General features: G+C 71.2%; 3 protein-coding genes. 2 read left to right on the forward strand and 1 reads right to left on the reverse strand.

What is annotated here, in order from left to right:
- The first annotated feature begins 105 nt into the window (after nt 1-105).
- Entirely contained in the window at nt 106-1,722 is a 1,617-nt protein-coding gene (gene groL / locus IJH84_RS09630; protein WP_200068481.1) for a chaperonin GroEL, read from the forward strand.
- A 232-nt stretch (nt 1,723-1,954) separates the two neighbouring features.
- On the opposite strand, the gene IJH84_RS09635 is transcribed toward groL, so the two are convergent.
- Nucleotides 1,955-2,257 carry a WhiB family transcriptional regulator gene (locus IJH84_RS09635; protein ID WP_200068482.1) on the reverse strand — a complete coding sequence of 101 codons (303 nt, stop codon included), beginning with the start codon at nt 2,255-2,257 and terminating at the stop codon, nt 1,955-1,957.
- A gap of 202 nt (nt 2,258-2,459) precedes the next feature.
- Between IJH84_RS09635 and IJH84_RS09640 the strand changes: the two genes are divergently transcribed.
- A partial coding sequence (locus tag IJH84_RS09640) for a MerR family transcriptional regulator (RefSeq protein WP_295142927.1) occupies nt 2,460-3,328 on the forward strand: 869 nt, incomplete at its 3' end.

The following is a 3,328-nucleotide window of genomic DNA, read 5'->3' on the forward strand; positions in this document are numbered from 1 at the left end:
CCCCGGACGAATCCGGGGCCGACCGCGCGGACCGCCGGGCGGGGCTCGCGCCGGAGCGGGCGCGGACCGGCATCGAACATCCCCATTCTGAAGGGCTGTTGAACCATGGCTAAGCAGATCACCTTCGACGAGGAAGCCCGCCGCTCGCTGGAACGCGGCGTCAACCAGCTCGCCGACACGGTGAAGGTGACCCTCGGCCCGCGCGGCAGGCACGTCGTGCTGGACAAGTCGTTCGGCGGGCCGCAGGTCACCAACGACGGCGTCACGATCGCCCGCGAGGTCGAGCTCGACGACCCGTACGAGAACCTGGGCGCGCAGCTGGCCAAGAACGTCGCCACCAAGACCAACGACGTCGCGGGCGACGGCACCACCACGGCCACCGTGCTGGCGCAGGCGCTGGTCAGCGAGGGCTTGCGCAACCTCGCCGCCGGTGCGAACCCGGCCTACCTGGGCAACGGCATCCAGGCCGCCGCCGACGCGGTCGAGGAGCAGCTCAAGGCGAAGGCCACCCCGGTCAAGGGCCGGGACAACATCGCCCAGATCGCCACCGTCTCGTCCCGCGACGAGAACATCGGCTCGCTGGTCGGCGAGGCGATGGAGAAGGTCGGCGACGACGGCGTGATCAGCATCGAGGAGTCCTCGACGCTGGCCACCGAGCTGGAGGTCACCGAGGGCGTCCAGTTCGACAAGGGCTTCGTCTCGCCCTACTTCGTCACCGACTCCGAGCGGCAGGAAGCGGTCCTGGAGGACCCGCAGATCCTGCTGCACCGGGAGAAGATCTCGAACATCCAGGAGCTGCTGCCGCTGCTGGAGAAGATCGCGCAGAACGGCAAGCCGCTGCTGCTGGTCGCCGAGGACGTCGAGGGCGAGGCGCTGTCCACCCTGGTCGTCAACGCGATCCGCAAGACCTTCAAGGTCGTGGCGGTCAAGGCCCCGTACTTCGGCGACCGCCGCAAGGCGTTCATGGACGACCTCGCCGCCGTCACCGGCGCGCAGGTCATCGCCCCCGAGGTCGGGCTCAAGCTCTCCGAGGTCGGCGAAGAGGTGCTGGGCAGCGCCCGGCGCGTCACCGTCACCAAGGACAACACCACGCTGGTCGACGGCCGCGGCAACAAGGACGACGTGCAGGCCCGCGTCGAGCAGATCCGCAAGGAGATCGAGGCCAGCGACTCCGACTGGGACCGCGAGAAGCTGCAGGAGCGGCTGGCCAAGCTGGCCGGCGGCGTCGCGGTGATCAAGGTCGGTGCGGCCACCGAGACCGAGCTCAAGGAACGCAAGTCCCGGATCGAGGACGCCGTCGCCGCGTCCAAGGCCGCCGCCGAGGAGGGCTCGGTGCCCGGCGGCGGGTCCAGCCTGATCCACGCGGCCAAGGTGCTCGAGGACGGCCTCGGCCGCACCGGTGACGAGGCCACCGGTGTCCGGCTGGTGCGCAAGGCGCTGGAGGCCCCGCTGTACTGGATCGCGCACAACGCGGGCGAGGAAGGCGCCGTCGTGGTCTCCAAGGTCCGCGACCTGGACTGGGGCTCCGGCTACAACGCCGCGACGCTGTCCTACGGCGACCTGATCGGGCCGGGTGTCGTCGACCCGCTGAAGGTGACCCGTTCCGCGGTCGCCAACGCGGCCTCCATCGCGCGCATGGTGCTGACCACCGAGAGCGCCGTGGTGGACAAGCCGGAGGAGGAAGAGGAGTCGGCCGGGCAGGGCCACGGCCACTCGCACTGACTCGGCGCTCCAACCGCCGGCGTTGTCGCAGCGCCGCGGTTACCGCCGGAAACGCGATCAGGGGCGGCACCCACGGGTGCCGCCCCTGATCTTTTTCGCGCCTGCCTCGGGTGCGAAGCGGATGACGCCCCTCGTTGTCATCCGGTTCGCCGTTCCCGGGTGGCGCCGCCACTGCCGCGCGCGGCCACCACGCCCGAGCCCGGAGCCGGGCCCTAGCTGTGCGACGGGCCCATCAACCGGCCAGTGCCGCGACCCGGCGCTTGCGGGTCTTGATGATGATCTCCCGCTCGGATTCGGAGAGCCCGCCCCAGATCCCGTAGGGCTCCTGCACCGCCAATGCGTGCCTGCGGCACTGCTCGAGCACCGGGCAGTGCTGGCACACCTCTTTCGCCTTCGCCTCGCGCCGCGCCCTGGCCGGGCCGCGCTCGCCGTCGGGATGGAAGAAGTACGCGCTGTCCATGCCGCGACACGAACCCTTGATCTGCCAGTCCCAGATGTCGGCGTTCGGGCCTGGAAGACGCCGAGTGTCCGCCATTGCGAAAACCACCTCCCACCGGTGGAGTCCCCTCCCTGCCGCGACGGGTTCGCCACGGCCTCGCATGATCCAAGGTAGAACCGCGCCAATACTTGTTCAACCCCTTTCGCGCCGAAAGCTGTTCACTGTCGAGTGATCTCTGACCGGTGGCATCCCGTCGGACGTGCTTGCCACCGGCCGCCGCGATCCGGAACATGGCCGGGTGACCATGCGCCAGGAACCCCTGATCGGGCGGCACGACGCCGTCCAGGAGGCCGATCCCGGACTTGCCGACCGCTCGGGCGGCCCGGCAGGGCGCGGCGAGGGGTCCGATCAGCTCGAAGATCACGATCGTCGGCCCGCGGAGATCATCGGCGAGCAGTGCGACGGCGCCGGTTGGCGTGAGATCGTTTCGCGTGCCTCCGGCGAACCGGGAGACGATCAACCAGTGGCGGAGCGGAACCAGCCGCGGCACCGCGCGGCCGACGAAGAACTCTGGCGCGAAGCGATCTCGGGCGCCGGGGTGGACGACCGGATGAGCGCAGGCGCCGACCCGGATGCAGCTGACCCCGATGCGGCTGCCGACGGGATCGAAGCGGGCAGCGCCGAATCGGTCGGCGCCGAAGTGATCAGCCTGGAAGCCGACGAGCCCCGGCTGACCGTCGCGGCCGTCGCGCGCAGGCTCGGCGTCGCTCCCGCGACCCTGCGGACCTGGGACCGCCGGTACGGATTAGGCCCCAGCGAGCACAGCTCCGGCAAGCACCGCCGCTACGGCCCGGAGGACGTGGCCCGGCTCGAACAGATGCAGCGCGCACTGCTGCGCGGCGCCGCCCCGGCCGAAGCGGCCCGGTACGCCCGCACGGTCGCGCCGCCTCCGCCGCGCGACTCGGCTGAACCCGCCACCGCTTCCCCCGGGTCCGCCGAGCCCGATCTCGTATCCGGCGTGCTGGATTCGCCCGCGGAGCTCGAAGTCGAGACCGCGTCGAACCCCGGCGGCCGCGGCCTGCGGCTCACCGGTGCCGGTCCCCGCGCGCGAGGTCTCGGCCGAGCCGTGCTGGCGTTGGACTCCTGGCATCTGCTGCGCCTGCTGCA

The organism is Saccharopolyspora sp. (assembly GCF_017434145.1).
GTDB lineage: Bacteria > Actinomycetota > Actinomycetes > Mycobacteriales > Pseudonocardiaceae > Saccharopolyspora_C > Saccharopolyspora_C galaxeae.